The 25,467-nt window shown below is 55.0% G+C and carries 19 protein-coding genes; 16 read left to right on the forward strand and 3 right to left on the reverse strand.

Annotated features, from left to right (window positions below):
- The first annotated feature begins 97 nt into the window (after positions 1 to 97).
- From lepA to AC16KF_RS02480, 4 genes are all read left to right on the forward strand, one after another.
- Positions 98 to 1,897, forward strand: a complete 1,800-nt coding sequence (lepA, locus tag AC16KF_RS02465) for a translation elongation factor 4 (RefSeq protein WP_484035702.1) — start codon at positions 98 to 100, stop codon at positions 1,895 to 1,897.
- A 206-nt stretch (positions 1,898 to 2,103) separates the two neighbouring features.
- The gene (locus AC16KF_RS02470; protein ID WP_484035703.1) at positions 2,104 to 3,102 is read left to right on the forward strand and encodes a lysylphosphatidylglycerol synthase transmembrane domain-containing protein; all 999 of its coding nucleotides are present in this window, start codon (positions 2,104 to 2,106) and stop codon (positions 3,100 to 3,102) included.
- Positions 3,103 to 3,362: 260 nt separating this feature from the next.
- Positions 3,363 to 4,388: a GDP-mannose 4,6-dehydratase gene (locus tag AC16KF_RS02475; protein ID WP_484035704.1), complete on the forward strand. Its 1,026-nt coding sequence runs from the start codon at positions 3,363 to 3,365 to the stop codon at positions 4,386 to 4,388.
- Positions 4,389 to 4,458: 70 nt separating this feature from the next.
- On the forward strand, positions 4,459 to 5,532 hold the full coding sequence (locus tag AC16KF_RS02480; RefSeq protein WP_484035705.1) for a hypothetical protein: 1,074 nt from the start codon (positions 4,459 to 4,461) through the stop codon (positions 5,530 to 5,532).
- 13 nt (positions 5,533 to 5,545) lie between these two features.
- Here AC16KF_RS02480 and AC16KF_RS02485 read toward each other — a convergent pair whose 3' ends face one another.
- Positions 5,546 to 5,956 carry a DUF2238 domain-containing protein gene (locus AC16KF_RS02485; RefSeq protein ID WP_484035706.1) on the reverse strand — a complete coding sequence of 137 codons (411 nt, stop codon included), beginning with the start codon at positions 5,954 to 5,956 and terminating at the stop codon, positions 5,546 to 5,548.
- 230 nt (positions 5,957 to 6,186) lie between these two features.
- Here AC16KF_RS02485 and AC16KF_RS02490 point away from each other — a divergent pair, with 230 nt between their 5' ends.
- The gene (locus AC16KF_RS02490; RefSeq protein ID WP_484035707.1) at positions 6,187 to 7,341 is read left to right on the forward strand and encodes a glycosyltransferase family 4 protein; all 1,155 of its coding nucleotides are present in this window, start codon (positions 6,187 to 6,189) and stop codon (positions 7,339 to 7,341) included.
- Here the strand turns inward: AC16KF_RS02490 and AC16KF_RS02495 are convergent.
- Positions 7,331 to 7,732, reverse strand: coding sequence for a type II toxin-antitoxin system VapC family toxin (locus AC16KF_RS02495; protein ID WP_484035708.1), 402 nt, complete (start codon positions 7,730 to 7,732; stop codon positions 7,331 to 7,333). The two genes, AC16KF_RS02490 and AC16KF_RS02495, sit on opposite strands and share 11 nt — an antisense overlap.
- On the reverse strand, positions 7,714 to 7,995 hold the full coding sequence (locus AC16KF_RS02500) for a ribbon-helix-helix protein, CopG family (RefSeq protein WP_484035709.1): 282 nt from the start codon (positions 7,993 to 7,995) through the stop codon (positions 7,714 to 7,716). Before AC16KF_RS02500 ends, AC16KF_RS02495 begins: the two co-directional genes overlap by 19 nt.
- Positions 7,996 to 8,056: 61 nt before the next feature.
- Between AC16KF_RS02500 and AC16KF_RS02505 the strand changes: the two genes are divergently transcribed.
- The 11 genes from AC16KF_RS02505 to AC16KF_RS02555 all read left to right on the forward strand — a co-directional run bounded on the left by AC16KF_RS02505 (position 8,057) and on the right by AC16KF_RS02555 (position 25,441).
- Positions 8,057 to 8,818, forward strand: coding sequence for a class I SAM-dependent methyltransferase (locus AC16KF_RS02505; protein ID WP_484035710.1), 762 nt, complete (start codon positions 8,057 to 8,059; stop codon positions 8,816 to 8,818).
- A gap of 76 nt (positions 8,819 to 8,894) precedes the next feature.
- A complete protein-coding gene (locus AC16KF_RS02510; protein ID WP_484035711.1) occupies positions 8,895 to 9,617 on the forward strand; it encodes a methyltransferase domain-containing protein in 723 nt (240 codons plus the stop codon).
- Between the two features lie 61 nt (positions 9,618 to 9,678).
- Positions 9,679 to 11,904 (forward strand): glycosyltransferase family 39 protein, encoded by a 2,226-nt coding sequence (locus AC16KF_RS02515; RefSeq protein WP_484035712.1) that lies wholly within the window; start codon positions 9,679 to 9,681, stop codon positions 11,902 to 11,904.
- A gap of 70 nt (positions 11,905 to 11,974) precedes the next feature.
- Positions 11,975 to 17,155 carry a DUF2298 domain-containing protein gene (locus AC16KF_RS02520; RefSeq protein ID WP_484035713.1) on the forward strand — a complete coding sequence of 1,727 codons (5,181 nt, stop codon included), beginning with the start codon at positions 11,975 to 11,977 and terminating at the stop codon, positions 17,153 to 17,155.
- 107 nt (positions 17,156 to 17,262) lie between these two features.
- Positions 17,263 to 17,619, forward strand: coding sequence for a DUF952 domain-containing protein (locus tag AC16KF_RS02525; RefSeq protein ID WP_484035714.1), 357 nt, complete (start codon positions 17,263 to 17,265; stop codon positions 17,617 to 17,619).
- 172 nt (positions 17,620 to 17,791) lie between these two features.
- Complete coding sequence (locus AC16KF_RS02530) at positions 17,792 to 20,260, forward strand: DUF2298 domain-containing protein (RefSeq protein ID WP_484035715.1); 2,469 nt, start codon at positions 17,792 to 17,794, stop codon at positions 20,258 to 20,260.
- A 198-nt stretch (positions 20,261 to 20,458) separates the two neighbouring features.
- Positions 20,459 to 22,309: a hypothetical protein gene (locus AC16KF_RS02535; RefSeq protein WP_484035716.1), complete on the forward strand. Its 1,851-nt coding sequence runs from the start codon at positions 20,459 to 20,461 to the stop codon at positions 22,307 to 22,309.
- The gene (cmk, locus tag AC16KF_RS02540; protein ID WP_484035717.1) at positions 22,306 to 22,977 is read left to right on the forward strand and encodes a (d)CMP kinase; all 672 of its coding nucleotides are present in this window, start codon (positions 22,306 to 22,308) and stop codon (positions 22,975 to 22,977) included. Before AC16KF_RS02535 ends, cmk begins: the two co-directional genes overlap by 4 nt.
- A 255-nt stretch (positions 22,978 to 23,232) precedes the next feature.
- Positions 23,233 to 23,961: a lysophospholipid acyltransferase family protein gene (locus AC16KF_RS02545; RefSeq protein ID WP_484035718.1), complete on the forward strand. Its 729-nt coding sequence runs from the start codon at positions 23,233 to 23,235 to the stop codon at positions 23,959 to 23,961.
- Between the two features lie 23 nt (positions 23,962 to 23,984).
- Entirely contained in the window at positions 23,985 to 24,719 is a 735-nt protein-coding gene (locus AC16KF_RS02550; protein ID WP_484035719.1) for a lysophospholipid acyltransferase family protein, read from the forward strand.
- Positions 24,716 to 25,441: a lysophospholipid acyltransferase family protein gene (locus AC16KF_RS02555; RefSeq protein ID WP_484035720.1), complete on the forward strand. Its 726-nt coding sequence runs from the start codon at positions 24,716 to 24,718 to the stop codon at positions 25,439 to 25,441. The genes AC16KF_RS02550 and AC16KF_RS02555 overlap by 4 nt, the downstream gene beginning before the upstream one ends.
- Positions 25,442 to 25,467 lie beyond the last annotated feature (26 nt).

Genomic DNA, 25,467 nt, shown 5'->3' on the forward strand with positions numbered 1-25,467 from the left:
ATCGGCTATTTGCAGATTCTGTTCATTTAATCATCCTCGATCAAAGTCGAAGGATATCTTCGTTGTTAAGAAACTCGGTTATACTTCCCCCGCTATTATGACCGACCACATTCGTAACTTCTGTATCATTGCCCATGTTGACCATGGAAAATCCACGCTTGCCGACCGCTTGTTGCAACTGACAGGCGCGATCTCGGAACGCGAGATGACCGAGCAGGTGCTCGATAGCATGGACCTCGAACGCGAAAAAGGCGTCACGATCAAAGCCTCCGCGGTGCGGATGTATTACACCGCGAAGGACAATCAAAAGTACGAGATCAATCTGATCGACACGCCAGGTCACGTGGACTTCGGCTACGAGGTCAGCCGCGCGCTCAAGGCGTGCGAAGGCGCGGTGCTTGTCGTGGACGCCACGCAGGGCATCGAAGCGCAGACGCTGGCGAATCTCTATCAGGCGCTCGACGCCGACCTCACGATCATCCCCGTCATCAACAAAATTGACCTGCCCTCCGCGCGTCCCGACGAGGTGGCTGAAGATGTGGGGAGCCTGCTCGGGGTCCCGCCTGAAGCGGTTTTGCGCGTCTCGGCGAAAGAGGGCGTCAACGTGGATCAAATCCTGGAGGCAATTGTGACGCGCGTGCCGCCTCCGAAAGATCTGGATGACGCGCCGTTGCGCGCGCTCGTCTTCGATTCGCATTACGACTCGTACAAAGGCGTCGTCGCGTACGTCCGCGTGGTTGAAGGCTCGTTCAAATCCACCGATGTCTTGCGGATGTTTTCGACGCGCGAAGAAATGCGCCCCGTTGAAATCGGAATTTTCGCGCCGAGCATGAAGGCGACGGAGACGTTGGGATCGGGCGAGGTGGGATACATCGCGACGGGATTCAAAACCGTGCATGAGTGCCGCGTGGGAGATACGATCACGCGCGCCGCTCAGCCTGCCTCTAACCCTCTGCCTGGGTACCAAACCCCGAAGCCGATGGTCTTCGCGGGGATTTATCCCGTCGAAGCGGACGATTATCCCGAGCTACGCGACTCGCTCGAAAAACTGCAACTCAACGACGCCTCGCTGACGTACCAGCCTGAAACCTCGCAAGCGTTGGGATTCGGATTCCGCGCGGGCTTTCTCGGTCTCTTTCACATGGAGATCATTCAAGAGCGCATCGAACGTGAATACAATTTGGATGTGCTGTTCACCGCGCCGTCGGTGGAATATCAAGTGTTGATGATCGACGACTCGGTCATCCCCGTTGACTCGCCCGCCGAACTGCCCGATGAATCGAAGATCGTCGAAGTGCGCGAGCCGTGGATGACCATCGAGATCATCACGCCCACCGATTATTACGGTCCCATCATGGACATTGTCACCAAACGGCGCGGCATCTTCAAACAACAGGAATATCCCGCGCCGCATCGCGTGCAACTCGATTTTGAAATCCCGCTCTCGGAAATTATCATTGATTTCTTCGACGATTTGAAATCGCGCACCAAAGGCTATGCTTCGTTGGATTATCAATTCCTTGAATATCGCCCCGACGAATTGCAGAAACTTGAAATACTCGTCAACGGCGAACCTCTCGACGCGCTCGCGACCATCGTCCATCAAAAGGATGCGTATCACAAAGGTCAACGCCTCATCACGAAACTGAAAGACTTGATCCCCCGTCAACTGTATGATGTGGCAGTGCAAGCCTCCTCGGGCGGACGAATCATCTCGCGCGCCAACGTCAAAGCCACGCGCAAAGATGTGCTGGCAAAATGCTACGGCGGCGACATCACTCGCAAAAAGAAATTGCTCGAGAAACAAAAGAAGGGCAAGAAACGCTTGAAGATGGTCGGCAACGTCGAAATCCCGCAGGACGCGTTCATGGCGGTGTTGAAGTTGAATGAGGAATAATCTTCTTTAAACACAAAGGACACGAAGGTCACTAAGGTATGTCACCCTCCCGAAGACCATCGGGACGATGTGAGGGAGCGTTCGTCCGCGACCGAAGGGTCTCTGGCGCAACGTGGCAAAGATGCTTCGCCGCAAGCGGCTCAGCATGACATGGCATGGGTTTTCCATTGTGTACTTTGTGTCCTTCGTGGTAAAAAAGGAATCATATGAAAGATGTAAAAAAATGGCTCCCCGGCGCGATCGTCAGCCTCGGCTTGATCGCCGCGATCCTCTATTTCGTTGACCTGCCCAAAATGGTCGACGCGCTTCGCAACGCGAATTATGTGTATTTCGGAATCGCGCTTGTGATCGGCTTTGTGTGGATGGCGGTCCGCACGCAGGTGTGGAGAACGCTTCTGCGTGACCGCGCCTCGTTCAGCGATGTGTTTTGGACAGTGGGTGAAGGATACTTATTAAATAACTTCCTTCCCTTCCGCCTCGGCGAAGTTGGTCGCGCCTTTTTACTCAGCCGAAAATCCAAGATGACCTTCATGGAAATCCTCCCAACCATCGTCATCGAACGCACCATGGACTTGATCTACACCGCCATCATTTTTCTTTCCGTCCTTCCGTTCATCGTCGGCGCGGAGGGGAGCGGACGTACAGCCTACATCATGGGCGGCATCGTGCTGATCGGCTTCGTACTGATGTTCATTCTGGCGCGCAACAACAAATGGGCGCTCGATATTTTTCACAAACTCACGGCGCGTTTTCCGCGCTTGCAACAACTCGGCGGCAGTTTCCTCGAATCGTTCTTCTCCGGCTTGAGCGTGCTCACCGACGGCAGACTCTTCGTCAAATTTTTATTTTGGATGGCTGTCAACTGGGGGATCGCCATCGTCGCGTATTACTTCATCATCCGCGCGTTCTTCCCGCAGGCGAACGCGATCTGGGCGATGTTCGGCTTGGGCATGGCGGCGTTCGGCGGAGCCATCCCTTCGGCGCCCGGCGCGTTAGGGACGTTCGAAGCCGCGATCGTGTTCGCCTTGAAAATCCTGGGTGCCGACGAATCCTCCGCGCTCGCCGCCGCATTAGCCATGCGGTTGTACAATTACATCAACAGCATCATAGTCGGCGCCATCGGTCTCTCGCGCGAAGGACAGACTCTTTCAGGCGTCTATCAGGAGTTGATGAGTTTCAGAAACAAGCAAGCGAAAGCGGAATAGTCAAAACGTCCCGCAGGTCATAAAACCGTAGTAACGACTTCAGTCGTTCGGCTGTGGGCGACTGAAGTCGCCACTACGCAACCTGCGGGACGGTGTAGCATCAAATAATAGCCCTCTTGCGAAAGTCTTTTCGCCACAGAGCACACAGAGAAAAAAGAGATTTTCTCAAAGGGCTCTGTGGACTCTCCCGAAGAACATCGGGACGATGTGTGGCTAAGCAAAACTTACTTATTCAAGAGGTCTAATCTAAAGGATACAATGTGAGTCGCCATTACTTCATCACAGGCGGAGCGGGATTCATCGGTTCGAACTACGCGGACAGGCTGATCCAGCGCGGCGAGCGCGTCACCATCTTCGACAATCTCTCGCGCGCGGGCGCGCCGCGCAATGTGGACTGGTTGAAGAGTCAATTCGGGGAAACTGGATTCAACCTCATCGTCGGAGACCTGCGAAGCGCAGACTTGTTAGCCGAGTCCGCCAAAGACGCGGATGTCATCGTGCATCTCGCTGGTCAAGTCGCAGTGACAACCTCTGTGACAAATCCGCGCGAGGACTTCGAAGCCAACGCGCTGGGGACGTTCAACGCGCTCGAAGCCGCTCGCCTATCGAAAAAGAATCCCATCTTCATTTACTCATCCACCAACAAAGTCTACGGCGGCATGGACGATGTGCAGTTGGTCGAAGAATCGACGCGCTGGTTATACAAAGATTTGAAACACGGCTGTCCCGAATCACAGCCGCTTGATTTCCATTCGCCGTATGGAGTTTCAAAAGGTTCGGGCGACCAATACGTCCGCGATTATGCTCGCATTTACGGTCTACGCTCTGTCGTCTTTCGTCAAAGTTGCATTTACGGTCCGCGCCAATTTGGAATCGAAGACCAAGGCTGGCTCGCGTGGATGATGATCGCTGCAGTGACGGGACGCAAGATTACCGTCTATGGCGACGGCAAACAAGTGCGCGACGTTCTGCACGTCCACGACCTGCTCGACGCGTACGATGCCGCCATCGAAAAAATTGATACTGCCAAAGGGCAAATTTATAACGTTGGCGGCGGCAGGCGCAACGTCATGGCGATCTGGGCAGAGTTCGGTCCGATACTGGAGAAGTTGCTCGGCAAAAGAATCGAAGTGGCGCGCGAAGATTGGCGTCCCGGCGACCAGAAAGTCTTCTACGCCGACCTACGCAAAGCCAAACACGAACTCGGCTGGGAACCGAAAATTGATCTCGAAGAGGGCATGGAGTTGATGTTCGAGTGGGTGCAGGCGAATAAGGATTTGTTTTAGCAGTCTAATAGTGTTTTCGATCAGGCAATTTCTGTAGATCTGGATTTGAACGTAAAAGGAAATATCAATAATGAACAAGATCGTGACATATCTTTTCTTGTTGCTCTTTCTTGATCTCATCGTTGCTTGTCGAGAGAAAACAACTTTGTCACCCAGTGAGACACCTGTTTCAAAAACGGTTTCACCGACACCCGTTCCGACATCCACGCCAATACTCGTAACGGTTACCCCATCTCCATTACCTACAAAACCAACCATTCCTGTTATTGCACCTAATGCCAATCAAATAGAACATTGGATGGCATATGAAGACGCTTTAGCGAAAGCATTTTTCAAGTCATCTCTTCAACCTAAAGAAGTCGTATGTGAGTGGGAAATATTAGGACAAACAGAACAGGAAGTTTATGTGGATGCGCATTGTGCAGGCATCTACTCTGCCAACCCTTATAGAGCAACGATTCCGGCTGTGATATATCTTGGAATGGATGGGGAGGTAATAAATGCCGAAATTCCCGGATCAAGATCTTCTTATAACGCTGATATTCGCGCCATGTTTCCCTCGAATGTGCAGGAAAAAATCTTTATTCAGCCAGTGGATTATTATGGATCGGACGCTTACTGGCGCGCTATAGAACGGGCAGATCGTTTGCGCTGGAGACGCGGTCACCCTGACGAACCTCCCTGGATTGTTATTTCTACATTACACACACAACCAACCCCGGCAATTATTCCCTGGTTAAAACCTGAACCTATTCAGATAGAGAAATGGAAAGATTACCAGACTGCGCTTGCTGATGAATTCAATTACCGTCCTCCAGAAGAAGTAATCTGCGAGTGGGAATTTTTAGGACAATCTGGCAATGAAGTATATGTGTGGGCGATTTGTGGTGCGATCTACGACTACATCATAGGATCGGAGGGTCTTGCTATTGTTCACCTTTCCGATGACGGGTCTGTGATATCAGCCAACGGCGACCTTATAAGTTTCCCTTCTGAAATCCAAGATGCATTCCCCCTAGTTGTTCAGGAAAGATATTTTAGCGGGCAGATTCATTTTCAGGAGTTAGTTGATAGGTTGCGCTGGAGGCAAAGGAATCCCGATGAATTACCATTGATTGTTCTCCACGCAACTTCCACTCCTTGAATTACAAGCATTATCACCGTTTATAGAACAAAGTCAACGCCATCGCCCCCGTCATCCCAATAAGCATATCCACAATTGTATCTTCCAATCCGCGCACCATGGTGGTGCCGAAGAGATAATCGAAAGCGTTCTCGTAGAATTCCCACAGGATGATCGTCGTCCCTGTGCAGGTGAAGGCAAATAGGATTTGAATCAAAGAGGGAATATCCCCAAGAAATTTTTGTGATTGTTTGATGGCAGAACGAAAGAAAAATGTGATCGCCACGCCGCCCATAAAATGCGTGGGGATATCGAGCGGGGGAAAACGGTCGTACCAATCGAAGACCAGCCCGACCAGATAAAAACCAAACACACCCAGCGGCGCCCACGCGGACTCGCGCAGGGTGGCGAGCAACCAATCCAATATTTGTTTTTTGTGATTCACAAGTCACCTCAACAGGCGGTGATTGTATCAAGTTAATTTCAAAAGTTTTCTCAACCTCATTTTTGCACACGGAACGCGCGGACAACACGGAACTTTCTGAGAAAACGAAAAAATCCGTGTTGTCTGTGAAACTTGTGCTGACGGTTCGTCTTTTGCTCACCGTGTCGAAGTATCCGTGTACAAAAGAGACCGCATTGCTCCCTGTCGCGAGGGTATAATCTCCCCGCTTTATGAAAATCCTCACCGTCCTCACCTATTATCGCCCGCACACATCGGGGCTGACCATTTACGCCGAGCGACTCGCGCGCGCGTTCGTCAAGCGCGGACATCAAGTGACCGTGATGACCATGCAATATGACCCGTCGCTTCCACGCGAAGAAGTGATAGACGGTGTAAAAATTATCCGCGTGCCGGTGGCGGCGCGGGTTAGCAAAGGCGTCATCGCGCCGGCGTTCGGTTGGGTCGCGACAAAACTCGTCGCGCAACACGATGTCGTGCAATTGCACCTGCCCCAATTCGACGCGCCCGGCGTGGCGTTGCGCGGACGTCTCTTCGGCAAACCCGCCGTGCTAACCTATCATTGCGATCTGCTGTTGCCGCCCGGATTCTTCAACCGCTTTGTCAATTTCGTCGTGAACTTGATGAACAACGCGGCTGGGATTTTTTCGAATCACATCGTGACGTACACACAAGACTACGCGGACAACTCTCCCTACCTTTCGCGCTACGCTTCCAAACTGACCCCCATCCTGCCCCCCGTTGAGATGCCGAGTCCACTCCTCGGTGCGGTGGAGGCGTTCGCGCACGAACACCATGTGAAAGAGCGGCATCCCGTCATCGGCATGGTCACGCGCTTCGCCTCCGAAAAAGGCGTGGAATTTTTGCTCGACGCGTTACCAACGATCTTGCAGAAATATCCGAAAGCGCAAGTGCTATACGCGGGACAACACCAGAACGTGATGGGCGAACAGGCATACTTTGACAGATTGATCCCAAAGATTCGCGAATATGAATCGACCGGTCATTGGAAATTTCTCGGCAACCTCGATCCCATTCAACTAGCCGCGTTATACCCCAACCTCGATGTGTTGACCGTGCCATCATTGAATTCCACCGAAGCCTTCGGACTTGTGCAGATCGAAGCGATGCTGAACGGCGTGCCGTGCGTTCCGTCCGCGCTGCCGGGGGTGCGTCAACCGGTGACGATGCACGGCATGGGACGAGTCGCTCGAATTGGCGACGCGGCCGACTTGGCTGAGTCCATTCTCACCGTCCTGAATGAACCGCAAAAGTTCAAGGGCGATATCGAATCCATCAAGAAATCCTATAACCCCGATTCCGTCGCGCAGGAGTATGAAAAATTATTTGCAAAACTTATGGGATAATTTCGAAGCCCTGCTCGCGGAAGTGGCTGTCGAAGGTGAAAACTTTTTCGATGTTCATTCGCCGCATCGTCTCGAAACAACTGCAATCCACCAGCGAAAGTTGGCGGCGGTTGGCGGATAACACGAAATTGACGATGGCAGAATGTTCTTGGGCGCCGATCCATTCGAGTTGAAGCAACGGAACGATTTTTGTCCGAAATTCGCGAGCGGCGTCAATCCCGAGCCTGCTTTGAAGTAATGAAAAACATTCGACAACAACATAATTATTCGTTATCAGTGTCGCGCTGCGCTTGATCATTTCTTTCCATGCGAGCAATGCCTGTTTGTAATTTTCATCACTCCGGTTGACAAGCGCAAAGAACGCCGAGGTATCTACGAAGATTTTTTCCATGTGCCGTAAATCTCCGCCAGATATTTGTCGTGATTCGTCGAAATGTCAGTTTTGTCCTCAATATCATGAAATTGGATTTCTCCCTCCTCAAGCTGTCTGATAAATTCAAGGGCGCGCTCGCGTTTTTCTTCTTGCGTCATTTCTTTTGGAGAGGTTACGATATACTGCGCCACACTCTCGCGCACTAATTTTGCGACAGGCGTCTTGCGAGCCTTCGCCAGTTCTTTTAAAGCCTTCACCTGTTCTTCGGTCAGTTGAACCATCATCCGTACCATAGCGACCTCGATTCTGCTATCACTTTTCAGAAAGCGCTATCATTATAGCATGCCAAATAAAGACTTCCTCTTCCTCCACCTGCGCGACCTGCCCTACTTCCGCGCATTTTTGCGGGCAATTGAATCATCCTACTACCAAAACCTGCCCCTGCCCGCGCCGGTCTACGATGTGGGCGCCGGCGACGGTCACTTTGCCTCGTTGACCTTCGACCAAAAAATTGACGTGGGACTCGACCCGTGGCACGGACCCATCCACGAGGCGAAGAAATACGGCGCATACAAGTCGCTCGTGGAGGCGGACGGCGCGAAATCTCCGTTCCCCAACGACTACTTCGCCAGCGGGTTCAGCAACTCGGTGCTAGAGCATATCCCGCACATTGACGACGTGTTAAAAGAGACCGCGCGCGTATTAAGGAAGGGTGCGCCATTTTACTTTTGCGTGCCGAACACGAGATATTTTTCCGCCTTGTCTATTTCGAAGGTGTTGGGCAAGCCGTATGAAAACTGGTTCCGCAGAATTTCACGCGTGCATCACGCCGACGAGCCTGATGTTTGGCAAATGCGCCTGGAACGCGCCGGCTTTGAAATGATACGGCACTGGCACTACTTCTCGCCCGCCGCGATGCGCGTGTTAGAATGGGGACATTACTTCGGCGTTCCATCGGTATTGGCTCGCGTTCTCACAGGGCGTTGGATACTCTCACGCGCAATCTGGAATCTCTGGCTAACGAAAAAATATGTAAGCAAATACGCCTCGCCTGAACCGACCGAGAACGGGACGTTTACGTTTTATATCGCGAAGAAAAGGTAGACCAGGAAACAGTAGTCAAACGCACACAGCCACAAATCCGCTTTGCGCCTGTTTCCTTGTGCTTGTATACGCGCCCATGCCCTTCGACGAAAACTATTTCTCCACGCATACCTACGCCAACATTACTTTCGCCAAATACAGCATGTATTGGTGGTCGAATCGTTTTTTCGCCATGCTGGCGCGGCGATACGGCCGGCGCGGCGCGCGCCTGCTGGAGGTGGGGGCCGGCATGGGGCATCTTGTGGGTCAGCTCGAAGACACGTTCGAAACGTACGGTTGTGATATCAACCATTGGGCGGTGACACAGTCGAAACCCGTTGTGAAGACCACTCGCCTGCAAACTGCCAGCGCCCAGGAACTTCCATTTAACGACAACTCATTTAACGTGGTTATCATCAAGCACGTTGTGGAGCATTTGCCCGACCCGCAAAAAACGATTCGAGAGATCGGGCGCGTCACCGAGGCAGGCGGCATTCTCATCCTTGCCACGCCGAACCTCGACTCTCTACTCAAGCCGTGGAAAGGCGACAAGTGGATCGGCTATCAAGACCCGACTCACATCTCGTTGAAACGACCCGCCGAATGGGTCTCCTTGATCGAAGGCGCAGGCTTTACAATCAAGCGCATCTTCGCTGATGGGTTTTGGGATGTGCCCTATATTCCGCTCGTTCCCAGCGCGATCCAAAAATTGACCTTCGGTTCGCTCGGCGGACTACAGGCGATCACGGGCGTGGCGTTTCTTCCCATGACGTGGGGCGAAAGCATCATTACAATCGCAAGGAAACAAGCGCGCAAGTAGGCAACGAACCGGGCAACGCCATCTTCCCCTGAGCCTAGCCGAAGGGACGCAATACGAACTCATGACCACTCCTCACCCACAACCTCCGTTCGATGAACCCAGCATTCTCGATTACGTCAAATCGCTGTTTCGATTCGGCGCAGGCGAACGGATTCAGATTCCTCGTGTTGCCGAGGAAGAAACATCATCCATCACCGACGATCAACCTGAGGGTCCGCAACCTCTTAACTCCGGTCTCGATACGCTCCTCGCGGCAGAGACGGATCGCCACCCGCGCCCCAGTCAACCTTCAGCTACCAAATACGAATCGCCTTCCCCCTTCCCGTGGAGTTCCCTGCTGGCGCTCTTGCTTGCGCTGGCGGGCCAAAGGCTTCTCGAACCGCCGCCAGATACCCAATTAGGAATTGCGCTGTTCGTTGCCGCGCTCTTCGCGCTGGGCTGGGGACTCTATCGCGGCGAATGGACTCTCGCGCCTCTCGCCGAAACATCCGATCGGACAGACCCGCTCACCTATCGCCCAGTCATGTTGATCCTCAGCCTGGGGCTGGGTCTCTGGGCGTTCACCCTGCTGGACGAGAACCTCTTCACCACGCTCAACGTTACGGTGTGGGCGCTCGCCGTGCTCGCCTTTATGGGCGCATTGTGGATTCGGACTGGTAGCGTGAAAAACCAACTGGCGAAAATTGCGGGCTTTTTCAACCGCGACACATGGACGATCACCATCTCGCGCTGGGCGATTCTGCTCTTCGCCGCCACCGCCCTGGTTTTCTTCTTCCGCTTCACACAGACAGAGACCGTGCCGCCGGAACCGTTCAGCGACCATGCCGAAAAACTGTACGATGTATACGATGTGTCGCAGGGTGACACGCATATTTTCTTCCCGCGCAATACCGGGCGTGAAGCCATTCAAATGTATTGGACTCTCTGGGTGGCAAACATCTTCGGCACCGGTTTGTCGTATCTCAGCCTCAAACTCGGCACCGCCCTCCTCGGCTTTTTGACCCTGCCATTTATTTACCTGCTCGGAAAAGAAATCGGCGGAACGCGCGTGGCGCTCTTTGCCTTTATGCTCGCGGGAATTGCCTACTGGCCCAACGTCATCAGTCGTATCGGACTGCGTTTCCCGTTATATCCCCTCTTCGTGGCGCCGACGCTTCTTTTCCTCCTGCGCGGCTTGCGCACTCGCAACCGCAACGATTTCCTCCTCTCCGGCTTGTTCCTCGGGCTTGGCTTGCATGGCTATAGCCCATTCCGCATTGTTCCGTTCGTGGTGATTGCGGCGTTCATCTTGTATTGGATTCACTCGCAATCGAAAGGCGCGCGCCGCGAGTTGCCGGTCTGGCTGGCGATGCTGGCGATCACCTCATTGTTTGTGTTTCTTCCCTTGTTGCGCTTCTGGATCGACAACCCGGAGGCGTTCGGGTTCCGCGCTTTTTCCCGGTTAAGCACGATCGAACAGCTGTTGCCGGGACCCGCCCCGGTCATCTTTGCGTCGAACGTGGGGAAGGCGTTGCTGATGTATAACCTCGACGATGGCGAGATCTGGGTCAACTCGATCCCTCACCGCCCCGCGCTGGACGTGGTCACGGGCGCGTTGTTCCTGTTTGGGTTTGTCCTCGTGCTGATCCGCTACTTCCGCAAACGCCACTGGCAGGATTTGTTCCTGCTGGTGTCTATTCCGTTGTTGCAGTTGCCATCCACGTTATCGCTGGCGTTCCCCGGGGAAAACCCCGCGCTCAACCGCGCCGGCGCGGCGAGCATTCCCGCCTTCCTGCTGGCGGCGTTGGCGCTCGACGGGTTAGTCACCAGCCTGAAAGGGAGAGGGATGCGGAATGTCGTCGCCTGGGGGTTGACGGGTATCTTGTTGGCGGCTTCCGCTTCACAAAATTACACGCTTGTCTTCGATACGTTTGCGAATTCATTCCGTTTAGGATCGTGGAACACATCCGACATGGGAAGAGTCATACGCGAGTTCGAGCAGACCTATGGCACAACAGAGACGGTTTGGGTGGTGCCGTTCCCGTATTGGGTAGATACGCGCCTGCCCGCCGCGTGGGCGGGTATCCCGAACCGCGATATGGCGCTATGGCCCGAAAATTTTGCCTCGACAGTGGAATTGCCGGGTCCGAAATTATTCATCCTAAAAGCCGACACCGAAGACCCGACGGTGAACGACCAGCAATCGCTGGATGCTTTGGAAGAGTTGTACCCGAACGGCGCATTGCGTTTGTTCGATTCGGACATCCCCGGTCACGATTTTTGGATCCTCTTTGTGCCAGGTGAATAATTAACCGCCAAGCGCGCGAGGAACGCGAAGATTCTTTTTTTCTTGGCGGGCTTCGCGGTTCAAAAAATTTATGAAACATACAAAATATTTCTGGCTCTTCGATATTCTTCTTGTGCTTGTGCTCGCGTTGGCGGGCTATTTGCGTTTGACCGGTGTGAATTGGGGCGAAGGCGAGCACCAACACCCGGATGAGAATTTCCTTTCGGGCGTGGTCGCCAATTTACGGGCGCACAAATGCGCCGATGCCGCCCTGCCGATCGATGCCTGCCCCACGGAAAAACAGACGTGGATCAGCCTCGGCGATTATTTCGACAGCGAGACCTCCACACTCAACCCATACAATCGCGGGCAAACCTTCTTTGTGTATGGCAACCTGCCGATCACCCTCGTGCGTGTCGCGGCGGAGGCGACCGGGCAACTCGACGTAAAACTGTTGGGCAGGCAGTTCTCCGCTTTTGCCGATCTGTTCACGATCTTGATCCTGTATGCCATTGTCTCGCGCTTGTATGATCGTCGCGTGGCGTTGCTAGCCTCCCTCTTCTCCGCGCTGACGGTGATGCAGATCCAGCAATCGCACTTCTTCACCACGGACCTGTTCGTCAACCCGTTTGCGTTTCTGGCGCTCTATTTTGCCGTTGAGATCATGCTGTGGAAAAATCAGAGAATAGAGACTAGAGATTCGATGAGTCCCCAGTCTCCAGTCTCTAATTCTCCAATTCTCCAATCCTCCGATCTCCAGCTCTTCGACAACGCTCAGGACAAGTCTCCAGTCTCCGATCTCGAAACACCCTCAGCGACCACCTCAGACGACTCGACCAACACCGATTCCCCAGCCTCCGATCTCCAGTCTCCAGTCTCCAATTCTCCAATTCTCCGCTCTCTAATCACCAATCCCCTCTTCCTCCTCAGCATCGGCTTCGGCATCGCCTACGGCATGGCGCTGGCATCGAAGGTGAATATTTATCCGCTGGCGATCCTCCTGCCCGTCGCGTTTGCAATTCGATATATGACCATCGACCATGGACAACAGACCAAATCTCCTCTCTCTGTGGAAGAGCAACAAGGCGAGGAAGAAACCGTCCATCGTCCATCGTCCATCGTTCATCGCTCACCGCCAATAACCCATTACTACTTACTAATTACTCTCTGTCTCATTGCCGGCGGACTAGCCGCGCTGATCTCCTTCCGCATTTTCCAGCCGTATGCGTTCGACGGGCTTGGACTCAACCCGCAGTGGATCGCCAACATTCAAGAACAACGCATTCAAGCCAAAGGCGATGCCGACCTGCCATGGAATCTCCAATGGGCGCGGCGTTCGCATTTGTATTCGTTTGAAAATCTGACGACTTGGGGATTAGGTCTGCCTCTCGGCATCCTCGCGTGGATCGGATTCCTCACCATGGGCTGGCGCATCCTCAAAGGCGAATGGCATCATGCGCTTCTTTGGGGCTGGACGGCGGCATACTTCCTCTGGCAGTCGATGGAATTCAACCCGACCATGCGCTATCAACTTCCCATCTACCCACTGCTTGGAATGATGGCAGCATGGTTCGTCTTCGAACAATTACCAATTACCAATAACAAATTACGCGCTTCATATTCCGTACTGCGTATTTCCATGGCCGTGATCGCGATCGGACTCACCGCCGCGTGGGCTTTCGCCTTCCAAAGCATCTACACCCGCGAGGAACCGCGCATTGCCGCCTCAAGGTGGATCTATCAGAACGTGCCGGGTCCAATCAATTTACACATTCAAACATCCGAGGGCGGAACCTACAACCAGCCACTGCCGATTCATCCCGAAACAGCCGTCAACGCATCCGTGCCGTACGATATCTCCTTTATTTCCAATGCGGACGGACTTCTCACCAGCCTCACCCTCGGGCACGCCAACAACGCGCTCGCATCTTCTTCCACCCTCAGCCTGATCCTCTCTAACGCGCCCGATCACCTCCCCGAACAAACATTAGCCACCGCATCCCTCACAGGTGATTTTTCCGCGCAAAACGACCCGCGCGGCGATCCTTACACCATCGAACTTGATGAGCCGATCAATATCTCAAAAGGCACGCAATATTATCTTCGCATGCAAATCAACGAGGGCATCCTCGGTATCACCGGCTCGGCGGTCGTCAATGAAACCGACTACGATTACCCGCTTCCCTTCCGCGTGGATGGCTACGACGCCTTCGGCGGACTCTACCGCGGCGACCTGAATCTGCAAGTCTACTGGGATGACAACGCCGACAAACTCGCGCGTTTCGTCAGCACCCTCGACCAGGCCGATTACATCTTCATCCCCACCAACCACCAATACGCCCAGATCACGCGCCTGCCCGAGCGTTATCCGCTGACAACAGAGTATTACCGCGAGTTGATGGGATGTCCAGTTGGTGAAGACATCATCCCTTGTTATCACGAAGCCAAACCCGGCGACTACGAGGGCAGGCTCGGTTTCGATCTCGTGGCTGTGTTCGAGACCTTCCCGAAATTAGGGGACATCGAGATCAACGACGAATACGCGGAAGAGGCGTTCACGTTCTACGACCATCCGAAAGTGTTCATCTTCAAGAAGAACGGAAACTACGATACCGCGCAAGCGCAATCCACCTTGAGCGCGGTCGATTTAACGAAAGTTACGCGCCTCACCCCGCGCCAATTCAGCGACTACAAGTCTTTGATGCTACCCGCCGACAAACTCGCGCAACAACGCGCCGGCGGCACATGGTCTGAGTTGTTCGATTACAACTCCGCGCTCAACAGCAACCCATGGCTGGGCTTGCTGGTCTGGTATCTCTTCATCATGATCCTTGGGCTTGCCGTATACCCGCTGGTGAGAATTGCCATGCCCGGTTTGGCAGACCGCGGTTACCCGCTCAGCCGCGCGTTGGGGTTGGTCCTCTTCGGCTGGCTGGCATGGATGGGAGGCTCTATCGGCATCCCCTACACGCGCCCAACCATCGCGATCGTCTTCGGCTTGATCCTGCTCATGGGCGCGGGGCTTGGTTACTATCAACGCCACGAACTGCGCGCAGAATGGAAAACCAAAAGAAAATACTTCCTGCTCGTCGAAGGCATCTTCCTGCTGTTCTTCTTCATCGACCTCTTCATCCGCATTGGCAACCCGGACTTGTGGCACGTATCCAAAGGCGGCGAGCGCCCAATGGATTTCTCGTACTTTAACGCGGTGCTCAAAAGCACATCCTTCCCGCCGTACGATCCGTGGTTCGCGGGCGGATACATCAATTACTATTATTACGGCTTCGTGTTGGTCGGCACGCCGGTCAAACTGCTCGGCATCGTGCCGTCCATCGCCTACAACTTCATCCTGCCGACACTCTTCGCCATCGTCGGCATCAGCGCATTCTCCATCGGCTGGAATCTTCTTCAAAAGGATGAAGGCGGAAGGATGAAGGATGAAGAATCATCTGAACACAATTCAGCCCTTCCACAAGACTCAGGGCAAACCTTCATCCTTCATCCTTTATCTTTAATTGCCGGCTTTGCCGCGTCTTTCCTCGCCATCCTGCTGGGCAACCTCGGCACCGTGCAAATGATCTACAACCGCCTGCAACAACTCGGTTCGCTGGGCGCCTTCACCTGGGATTCGACTTTCGGTCAACGCGTGAAGTGGGCGACTGAGGGACTGAAACTCATCGCGCAGGGCGGCACGCTTCCGGTCGGACCTGGAGACTGGTACTGGGACCCCAGCCGAGTCGTCCCGCCGGGCGGGGGCAACGAGATCACCGAGTTCCCTCTGTTCACCTTCCTGTATAGCGACTTGCATGCGCACATGATCGTCATGCCGCTGGCGTTGCTTGCCATCAGTTGGGCGCTGTCGGTGGTGATGGCTCGCTCGCGCTGGAAGGACCAAGCCCACCCTGCGTCTGAAGCGTGGATGACCGCGCTGGGATTCCTCGTCGGCGGACTCATCATCGGCGCGGTGTTTCCCACCAATCTATCCGACACGTATACCTATTTATTGATCGGGATCGCGGCGGTCGCATATTCCGTGTGGCGATACGTCGAAGCCGGGTCATTGATGAAACGCATCGTGTGGACGGGCGGCGCGGTCGTTGCCTTGTTCGCGCTGTCGAGGCTGTTATATCTGCCGTATCGTATCGCGTATTATCAGGGATACAGCGCGCTCGACCCGTGGAAGGGACCGTTCACGCCCATCTCGTCGTATCTCACTATGTGGGGCGTGTTCCTGTTCATCATCGTTGCGTGGATGGTCTGGGAAACCCGCGAGTGGATGGCTTCAACGCCCGCGTCATCCTTGCGAAAGCTCAAACCATTTCAGGTTTTGATCGAAGGCGCGTTGATCGTGTTCGCATTCATATTGCTCCTCCTTCAATACAATCAATCCAGCACAAATTACGGAGGCGTGGCGGTCAGCTGGATCGCCTTGCCTATCGCGGCGTGGGCTGGAATTTTGATGCTGCGCCCGAACATGCCGGATGAAAAGCGATTCGTGTTGTTCCTCATCGGCACTGCCCTGCTCATCACCGTCGTTGTTGAAGTCCTCGTGGTGGTCGGCGACATCGGACGGCAGAACACCATCTTCAAATTCTATTTGCAATCGTGGTTCATGCTGGCAGTGAGCGCGGCGGCGGCGTTCGCATGGACTCTCCCCTCGTTCTTCAAATGGCTTCCCGGCTGGCGCGTCTTTTGGCAGATCGCGATGATCGCGCTCGTCTCCGGCGCGGCGATGTATACCGTCACTGCCACATCCGGCAAGATCAAAGACCGCTGGATCCTCGAAGCCCCGCGCACGCTCGATTCGATGACCTACATGCAATATGCTCAATACGATACGTACGGTCAACGTTTGGAATTGAGCGAGGATTACCGCGCCATCCGCTGGATGCAGGATAACGTGAAAGGATCGCCAGTCATCGCGGAAGCCGCCTCTGCTGGCAGGCAATATGAATGGCACTCGCGTTTCACGATCTATACCGGGCTTCCTGATGTAGTTGGCTGGCAATGGCATCAACAACAACAGCGCGTTCTATTTTCACAGCAAGTGGTCGACCGGGGCGCGGAAGTAACCGATTTCTACAACAGCATTGACCCCGAATCCATTCGGGCATTTCTCAAAAAGTACGATGTGAAGTATATTATCGTCGGTCAACTCGAACGCGCCGCGTACACGCCGGAAGGTATCGCCAAGTTCGATCAACTCGAAGGACAATATTGGCGCGAAGTCTATCGCGATGGCGCGACAGTGATTTATGAGGTAATGCCGTAATAACCATGTCATGCTGAGGAGCGAAGCGACGAAGCATCTCCCTCACGACAGGGAGACCCTTCGCTATCGCTCAGGGTGACATCTCAAAATGAAGAACAGGAGCCGCTATGATCTACCACCTCACCTTTCGCAAAAACTGGAGATACGCGCTGGCAACGGGACCCTACACAGCCAAGAGCCTCGACAAAGAGGGCTTCATCCACTGCTCGACCCAATCGCAACTTGTTCCGGTGGCGATGGATTTTTTCCCGGCTCGCCGTAAATTGACGATCCTCGTGATCGACGAAACAAAACTCAAACCAGAAGTGAAATGGGAAAAGCCTTCCGGCGGTCCGCCTCCGGGCGTTCCCGCCAGCGACAAGTTCCCGCACGTGTACGGTCCCATCAACCACGAAGCCGTCCTCAAAACACTGGACATGGAACGCAACGCGGACGATGTCTTCGTCCCGCCGGGTAATCTCTAATTTCATTCCGTCATTGCGAGCGAAGCGAAGCAATCTCCTCGCTAGCACGCAGACCATTCGGTCGCTGGAAAACGCACCTCACATCGTCCCGATGTTTTTTGGGAGGGTGACACTCCATTTATAAATCGTCACTCGCCAATCGCAAATCGTCAATCAAAAATCGTAAATCGAAATGCTTTCCTTCCTCCTCTGGTACCTCCTCTCCACCCTCCTCGGCTGGCTGACCTTTCCCCTCGCGTATCATATCTTCCCCGCGTTGAAAGATCGCGGCTACACCCTCGCGCGCGCGTTCGGTTTGTTGATCTGGGGCTACGCCTTCTGGTTGCTCGCCTCGTTCCGCGTCGCGCAAAACGACATCGGCGGATTGTTGCTGGGGTTGCTCATCCTTGCCAGTTTGAGCGTATGGGCAATGACCAATTACCAATTACCAATCTCTAATTCTCCAATTCTCTCCTTCCTCAAATCCAACCGTCCCCTCATCATCACAACCGAACTTCTCTTCCTCCTCGCCTTCGCCCTCATGGCGTTCATCCGTTCGACGAGTCCGGAGATCCTCGGCACCGAAAAGCCGATGGAATTGATGATGATCAACGGCATCATGAACTCGCCGACCTTTCCTCCGCGCGATCTGTGGCTTTCGGGATATTCCATTTCGTATTACTACTTCGGCTATGTGATGACTTCCATGCTGGCGACCTTCACCGGCGCGCCCGCCACCGCCGCGTTCAACTTGATGACCGCGCTCATCTTCGCCCTCTCCGCCGTCGGCGCGTATGGGGTTTTGTATAACCTGTTGGCTTATGGTCAAAAGTCGAAGGTTGAAAGCGTTGCCCTGAGTTTGTCGAAGGGTCAAAGGTCAGGCAACCCTCTTTCTTCTTTCTTCTCTCCTTTGCTTGCACCGCTTTTTTTACTTTTGGTGAGTAACGTCGAAGGCTTCCTCGAAGTCCTCCACCGGCGCGGGTTGTTCTGGACGAGCGGAGCCAACTTCTGGACATGGCTCGACATCCCGGAACTGCGCGACGCGCCCGCCCAGCCTCTCCAATGGATTCCCGACCGCTTCTGGTGGTGGTGGCGCGCCTCGCGCGTGATCATGGATTCCGATCTGCAAAATAATCCCACCGGCGATGTGATCAGCGAGTTTCCCGCTTTTTCGTTCCTCCTCGGCGATCTACATCCGCATATTCTGGCGATGCCATTCGTTCTGCTTGCGGTGGCTGTCGCGTTAAACCTTTTCTTCGGCGGCTTCAAAGGGACAACGGGATTTTATTTCGCGCGACTACACATGAGCAAGACAGGGTTCTTGATCCTTTCCCTGCTTATCGGCGGGCTTGCCTTCCTCAACACGTGGGATATTCTCGTCACGAGCGCGTTAATGCTCTTCACGTATGTGCTGGCTCGGGCGCGTGAAGCAGGTTGGGGCTGGGAAAGACTCGAAGACCTGTTCATTCTGGGCATCCCCATGCTGATCGTCGCGTACGTGTTGTATCTCCCATTCTTCATCGGGTTCGATTCACAGGCGGGCGGAATCCTGCCTTCGTTCATGTATCCCACGCGCGGCGCGCAATTGTGGGTGATGTGGGGGACGCTCTTTATTCCATTGTTCGCATTCCTGTTGTATCGCCGTTCGACCGGGTCCGCAAACTGGAGCGCCGGGCTAAAAGTTTCATTTGGAATTGTGTTCGTGTTATTCCTCGCCATGTTTGCGGTGGGGGCGATTGCTTTGCGTGCCCGTCCCGATCTGATCGACCCACTGATCGCATCGCAGGCTGGCGGCGCAAGCGGATTCGTCGCCGCGAGCATGATGCGGCGGCTGGCATATATCGGGAGTCTCGTCACATTGCTGGCGTTGATGATTCCCACGGTATCGTACTTGTTGACTAATGAACGCGTCGAAAACAGTACACCCACAGAGGAACGTCCGTCATCGCACACATTTGCATTATTGCTGCTCTTCCTCGGGTTGTTGTTGATCCTTGGTCCTGAGTTTGTTTACTTGCGCGATAATTTTGGATATCGCATCAACACCATTTTTAAATTCTATTTCCAGGCATGGATGGCGCTCTCCCTCGCCGCAGCCTATGGCACGGCTGTCTTGCTTCAGAATTTGCAGGGCAGGGCAAAGAGCGCGTTCTCGGTTGTGTTTACATTGATCTTGATCGTCGGGCTTACGTATCCCGCGCTTGGGTTTGCAAACAGAACGAACAACTTCAAGCCGCCATTCTTCGGGTATACCCTCGATGATTTCGAGCGGGTCAGGGCGGAGAACCCGGATGAAGCTGCGGCGATGCGCTGGTTGCAATCCGCTCCAGATGGCGTGGTTGCCGAGGCGGTGGGAGGCGCATACTCCTCCTACGCCCGCATCGCCAACTACACCGGCTTGCCGACCGTTCTAGGCTGGGACAATCACGAAGGTCAATGGCGCGATCAATCTCTACAAGGCAATCGCCGCCAGGACATCGAAACCCTCTACACCACGCCGGATGGACTTACCGCGCAAGACATCGTCGCAAAGTACAACATCCGCTACATCTACATCGGCGGACTCGAACGAAGCACGTATCCGGTCGATGAGGGCAAATTCAACAGCCTATTTAAGATTGTGTTCCAACAAGGGAATGTGACGATCTACGAAGCGCCGTGATACACATGTCGTTGCGAGGAAGCCCGAGCCTTAAACGGCGAGTGGCTGACGAAGCAACCTTTTATCATCATACGACATGCAACTAACGTGAGTTCGGTTTAGCAATCGAGACGCAGAAAAACGCTGATATAGAAGAAAAATCTGCGTTTTCTGCGCTCCTCCTCGCAACGACAAAACATACAGAGTAAAATTGCGCCCATGAATTCCCCCTCCCTCAAACACGAAGGCTGGCTGTACGGGCTGGCTTTTCTCATCGCCCTCGCCCTGCGATTCATCGCGCTCGGCGCGTCGCCGCTCACCGACTCAGAAGCAACACTCGCCCTGCAATCCCTCGCCCTCGCGCGCGGCGAATCACCCCTGCTTGCGCCGCAGTCCGCATACATTCTTTTCACCGCTGTTTTGTTCGCCATCATGGAAAGCGCGAACTTCCTCGCGCGTTTCCTCCCGGCGCTGGCGGGGAGCATGTTGGTCTTTGCTCCATACTTTTTCCGTGAAAAGATTCATCCGCGCCCGGCGTTGATCCTCGCTTTCCTCTTCGTCTTCGACCCCGGACTCGTCGCCCTGTCGCGGCAGGCAAATGGGACAATGCTCGCGGTGACGTTCCTGCTCTTCGCATGGGGGATGTGGAATCAAAAACGACTCATCCCCACCGGCATCTTCGCCGGTCTCGCGCTTCTCTCCGGTCCATCACTTTGGGCAGGCTTGCTCACCCTCGGCATCACGCACCTTTTCATCCGCGGCATGAAACCCAAAACCACCGACAGCCCGGAATCTCTAATTCTCGAATCCCCAACATCCGAATCTCCAGTCCGCCGTGCTGAGTCCGTCGAAGCATCCAATCTCCAACCGCAATCCTCCAATCCTCCAATTCTCGAGTCCCCAGCCCCCAATCCCCAGTCTCCAATCTCCAGTCTCCAATCTCAATTCTCTAATCCTCAACTTCTCGTTTCCTTCCTCGCCACCCTCCTCCTCTGCGGCACACTCTTCTTCCTCGCGCCGAATGGATTAAGCGCCGCGCTCGCCTCCCTCCCAGCGTATCTCAAAGGCTGGGTTGCGTGGGAAGGAGTCGCGCCTTCGCGCATGATTCTCACCATTCTGTTCTACGAGCTACTGGGGATCCTTCTTGCCGCGCTTGCCATCTTCCGCGCCGCGCGCGCCAACGGAAAACGCGCCAAACGCCTGATCATCTGGCTCGGCACAGCGCTTCTGCTTGCCGTGTTTTACCGCCAGCCCGCCGCGCTGGCGTGGGTGATCATCCCATTGCTCGCCCTCGCCGCATCGGAACTCTCGCGCGCTTTTGAGATCCGTCGCGCGGAATATTCCGAAGTTGGCATCGTAACGCTTGCCATCCTCATCCTGCTGATTTACATCTCGTTCACCGTCTCGAATCTGGCGCTCAACCCGGTTAGCCAACCCGCCACCCTACCCCTCGTCGGCACGGTGGACAACCCGCCGCTGGCTGTGTTGATCAGTTCATTCGCCATCCTGCTCGTGTGCATCGCTCTCGTTGCGCTCGGTTGGTCTGCCCGCATTGCCCGGCTCGGCGCAACGATCGCGCTCACCGCCTATATCGGTTTATATACGCTTGCCACGGCATGGGGCGCCAGCGGACTACGCTACCCCGACGGATTCGAGTTATGGATGACCGACTCGAAACCGGTCCAAGCGGACTTGCTTCTCGCCAGCGTCAAAGACATCTCGGAATTCAGCCTCGGTCATGACCAGTCTCAGCCTGTGCTCGTCGTGGGAATCGATTCCCCCGCCCTCGCATGGGTTTTGCGGAACCATTCGGTGAAAGTTGTCTCCGCGCTCGATCCGCAAACCTCCCCTCCGCTTTTCATCACCCCGGTCATGGATAACCCCGGACTTCCCGCCGCCTATCGCGGACAGGATTTCACGTGGCGCGCCCAGCCGCAATGGAAGATCGCGCGAAGCATAGACTGGCTCTCGTGGATCGTCTTCCGCACACTGCCCGCGGAAAGCGAGACCATCATCCTGTGGGCGCGCGACGATCTCTTCCCCGATGCGCGCTCAAGCGGACAGCCATGATCCCCAACATCATCGCCATAGACGGGCCCGCCGCCTCCGGTAAATCGACTCTCGGGTTGCGGCTCGCTCACGCGCTCGGATATTTATTCTTCGACACCGGCGTAATGTATCGCGCCGTCACGTGGCTCGCGCTGAATCGAGGAATGAATATTAACGAAGAGAATGCGGTCGCCACCCTGGCGGAAAAAATTCCCATCGATGTGGCGCCAGCCTCCACGTCGGATGGACGCGCGTGCGATGTTCTCGTGGAAGGAAGAGACATCACATGGGAAACTCGCGCGAAAGAGGTGGAGGCGCATGTGTCGGTCGTTGCCGCATACCCCGGCGTGCGGCGCGCGCTCTCCGCGCAACAACGGCGCATCGGCTTGCGCGGAAAGATCGTCATGGTAGGGCGCGATATCGGCACGGTGGTCCTGCCCGAAGCGGATTTGAAGATCTATCTCGATGCCACCGCCCAGCAACGCGCCACCAGGCGATATCATGAAATTCTCTTGCGCGGCGGCGCGGCGGAGTACGAAGAAATTCTCGCAAAGGTGATCGAGCGCGATCGCATCGACTCCACGCGTGATGTCGCCCCGCTGAGAGCCGCCGAGGATGCCGTAACCATCGATTCGGATTCGATGGACGCGGACGAAGTGTTTGAAAAAGTATTGGCATTGTGCAAGTGAGAAAGTGTTTCACGAACCCACTTGATCCAGGTTAACCTGAATTCCCTTGCAAGATGTCACCCTGAGCGCCAGCGAAGGGTCTCTATTTGAGTCATAGAGATGCTTCGCAGAGTTTATCCTGAGCATGTCGAAGGACTCCGCATGACATGGCATAAAGTTAGCCATTAAGGTTAATCAGAATAGTGAGACAAAATTGCGCCAATCGCGTCATGGGGTATCGCGCGAAAACAACAACGCCGCAAGATCGAGGTCACTATGCAGGAACAATCCGCTCAACCGCCCAAACCCGTAACCGAAGTCTGGAAGCCCGACCTGATCGTCCTGCCGCGTCTCACACCGGCGCGGAAGCTATTTCGTCATACCTATCGGCTTCTGATGAAATTGCTCACCTTTCTTTTCCTTCGTCCCACCATCAAAGGGTTGGAGAACTTCCCCAAAAAAGGACCCGCCATGGTGGTCTTCAATCACTCCGGGGATGTGGACGCGGTCCTGCTCGTTGCCGTCATACCGCAGTTGATGGAGGGAATCGTAAAGATCGAAAACCGCGACGATCACTGGCTCGTCGGACCGTTATTCCGGGCCTATGGCTATATCTGGATTCATCGCGGCAAGCCCGACCGCAAGGCTCTGCGGGTTGCATTGGAAGGGTTTGAAGAAGGGCGGATCATCGCGCTCTCACCGGAAGGGCGCCAAACCCTGACCGGCGGGTTGGAAGAAGGCACCGACGGCGCAACCTTCCTCGCGCTCAAATCGGGGGCGCCGATCGTCCCGGTCGCCATGACCGGCACCCAAAATGCAAATACGTACGCGAACATGAAACAATGGAAGCGCACCCCAGTCACGCTCACGGTGGGCAAACCGTTCCACCTGGAGGAGCAGCCCAACCATCAGGATACGATCCGCGAGGGCACGCGCCGCATCATGGAAGAACTCGCGCGCCTGCTCCCGAAAGAATACCGGGGAAAATACGACTACATCTCTTAACTCATCAAAGGCTCCGAACGCCCATGGAGAATCAAACCCACGTTCCCCCAAAACCAGTGACAGAAGTGTGGAAGCCGGAAATGGTTTCCCTCCCGCGCCTTACTCTTGCGCGGCGCGTCTATCGTTTCCTCTTTGGCTATCTGGTGAGGGCATTCGCCTATTCCATCATGAGTATTACCTATACTGGGCGCGAGAACAAACCCAAAAAAGGACCTGCCATCATCGTCTTCAACCACCTCGGCGACGCGGATGCGGTGCTCAACCTCGCCTCCTTCCCATACAACGACGAGGTCATTGGGAAGATCGAGAACAGTTACGACCACTGGCTGGTAGGACCCGCGCTTCGCACCTACGGGGTGATCTGGATCCACCGTGGACAGCCCGACCGCCGCGCCCTGCGAGCCGCCCTCGACGCGCTCGCTGAGGGACGCATCATTGCCATCGCACCGGAAGGGCGGCAAACGCTCACCGGCGGGCTTGAACCCGGCACCGATGGCGCGGCATTCCTCGCCCTCAAATCGGGCGCGCCGTTGATTCCGCTGGCGTTGACCGGCACCGAAAACAACAATGTGTATGGGCACATGAAACGTTGGCGCCGCGCGAAAGTCACATGGACGATGGGCAAACCCTTCCACTTGAACATCGATTCAGACCGCCGCGAATCCATCCATGCCGGAACGCGGCAGATCATGGAAGAGATCGCGCGCCTGCTTCCGAAAGAATATCGCGGGGTGTACGATTACGTGCAAGACCCATGACCAACCACATCGATGAGCCTAAGCCGGTGGCAGGGATCTGGCGACCCGACCTTGTCTCTCTGCCGCGGCTGACGATCGCCCGGCGTATCTTCCGCGTTCTGCTTCAAGTTGTCGCGCGAATCGTTGTGCGGGTTGTCACGCGCCCAACATTCAAGGGGTTGGAAAACGTTCCTCGGCAAGGTCCCGCGTTGCTCGCGTTCAACCATCTCGGCGACGCCGACGCGCCGGTCATCCTCGCCGCGCTTCCCGCGCCAATGGACGCGATCGGAAAGATCGAATTGCACAACGATGGTTGGGTCGGGCTTGTCGGCCGCGCTTACGGGGTCATCTGGGTGCATCGCGGCTCGCCGGACCGCAGGGCGCTTCGTTCCGCGCTTGAGGGCTTGGAAGCGGGACGCATGATCGCCCTCGCTCCCGAGGCGCGCGAATCGCTGACCGGCGCGCTGGAAGAAGGCACTGAAGGCGCGGCGTTTCTGGCGGTGAGGTCTGGCGCGCTCATTGTGCCCATCGCGTTGACCGGCACTGAAAATAAATCCATCTTCGAGCGCAAATGGTTCCAGCGCGCGCCGGTCACGGTCACGGTGGGAAAACCTTTCAGGATACAGGAGCAGGCATCACGCGCGGAGATGATCCGGGCTGGCACTCGTCAGATCATGGAGGAGATCGCGCGTCTGCTTCCCAAAGAGTATCGCGGGAAATACGATTACATTTCATCTGAGTAACATGGCTGTTCAGGGATTGGATTAAC

Source organism: Candidatus Defluviilinea gracilis, from assembly GCF_057138825.1.